The sequence below is a fragment of the Bartonella sp. LB28NMGDW genome (assembly GCF_042194435.1).
In the GTDB taxonomy this organism is placed as follows: domain Bacteria; phylum Pseudomonadota; class Alphaproteobacteria; order Rhizobiales; family Rhizobiaceae; genus Bartonella; species Bartonella grahamii.
Map to the genome: position 1 here is coordinate 1 of NZ_JBHIMX010000063.1, position 2,067 is coordinate 2,067.

The window sequence follows — 2,067 nt, forward strand, 5'->3', positions numbered from 1 at the left end:
GCCTGCCTTTAAGCTCGTTAATGCAACATCTTGAGCCAAATCAAATTTTACATTATTGTCTTTATCACCTTTTGTAACCTTTATGTTATTACTTGCAGCAGCTAAATCTACTAATTTATTCGATTCAACCGTTGTAGTATTCGCTCCAGAAACAGAGAGTTTCCAACTTCCGGCATTCTTTTCTAATGCTTTCAACTGCGCTACGTTTACTGCATCAGTATCTTCAGTACCACCTGCAACGCCTACAATTTGTCGTGTTTTTCCCTTTCCTATGCTACCAATACTAAGCGCTCCTTCAGAGCTGATCCAAGCATGCAAATCTGCCCCCGGCTCTACCAAAACACCTAATGGCCTATATGCACTAATACCACTGCCTATAAAAGCTTCACTATCAGCACCTAAAGCAATCCCACCACTCTTGGTCACCTTCGCATTAGAACCAATAGCCGTCCCTCTAACCTCATTTGTCTCGGTTGCATTGTAACCAATAGCAACGCCATGTTGCATCACTGTTTTCGCACTATTACCTATTGCCACAGTATTAGTGCCGATGTTAATCCCGCTATCTCTAGTACTTCTAGTCAGTGGCCTCATATTAAATGTTATTGCATCATTATCAAATCCAACAGACTTATAAGTGTTCTCTAAAGCAGGTATAGTAAAAGAACTCTCATTACTTTTATCCAAAAAAGTTTTGTTTAGAAAATTTGCATAGTTACTAGAAGCATTAATCTCTTCTACTCCTGCTTTTTTGAGCACTGTTAAATAATTGTCTTTTGAAACAGGAGACGCATTCAAACCAGCAACAGGGATGATGTTTTGTGGATAAGACACACCAGCACTTTTTACACCTTCAAGAAAGGTGTTCCTAAAATCAGGATTTGCTGAAAAAACAGGTGTAACATTCGATAAAAATGTAACCGCTGTAGCCAACGAAAGAACTTTAACAAAAGAAAAACGAGAAAGTTTTAATTTACTCGCTACTTGTGTGGCATGTATTTTTTTCATAATGGATTCCCCCAAAAAAACTTTAGAAACACACTTGATGACGCAAAAAAAACACATTTTAGCAATAAGAGTTTGAAATGAGTTTGATTTTGAGCCTTTGTACTGTGTATGTTTGATATAATGAGACCTAAATGTATATTTTTAGACGTAGTTATGACACATTTAGAGTCTAATGGTGATCGATGGGTTATTTTTTGCCTAACTTAAATTGTGATATCTAAGATTTTTGAAATTTATTGGATAATTGCTTTTCGTAAATCATCTCTTTTTTAGTATTATACAGTGATATACATAAATTTGCCGTGTGCTTTTTATTTTCGCGCATCACTTACCTCCCCCTTTGAAATTCATTTTATCAGAATGAGTCTTACTCACAACAGATTTTGTTACTTATAAAACATATTTGTAGAATATCAAGAAAAAAATGATTTTCCTGAGATATTTAGAGAGATAATTCGTTGTGAAGATAAAAATATCGCTTTTTTACAACAGTTGCCAAGAGGTTTTTTGATTATAGGACTTAGGTTTGTATTGTGTTTGTATGCTTAAAAAATTTTGCCCCCGCTTCATAAAAGCAAGGGCAAACGGGTGTTTGTTGAAATATTTTATTTTTATTGTTAATTTAGCGTTAAGCTTAGTCCTACGCCTGCTCCCCAGCGCCCCCCAGCAGTTGTAACAGATAGACTAGAACGGATTTTTCCATCTTCAGAGGTATAACCAGCACCAACAGCAAATGCAGACTGATTGATCCATATACCACTACCAAATGCAACACTCAACTTTCCTGGTGCATCATTGTAACGTAAGTTAGAGACAGCCAACCCAATAGCCGCAGCTTGCCTTGCCTCTTTCCGAACATCCTCAATAGCATAATTTAACGTCTCAAACTTCATATCTGTGTAGGATTTTGCCTCGTTAACGCCATTATCGACAAGACTACCTATTTGATCATCCGTATATTTCTTCGCATCTTCAAGAACTATCTTCATCTGCTGTTCGGTGTAATCATGTAACTGACCCCCATTAACAGCTTCATGCGAGCCCGTTTCAATCTTTCCA

General features: G+C 36.9%; 1 protein-coding gene and 1 pseudogene. Both read right to left on the bottom strand.

What is annotated here, in order from left to right; translation table 11 throughout:
- Positions 1 to 1,008, bottom strand: a pseudogene (locus ACFIKG_RS09050) (hypothetical protein); the annotation flags it as partial.
- A gap of 617 nt (positions 1,009 to 1,625) precedes the next feature.
- On the bottom strand, positions 1,626 to 2,067 hold a 442-nt coding region (locus tag ACFIKG_RS09055; RefSeq protein ID WP_375652172.1), incomplete at its 5' end, for a YadA-like family protein.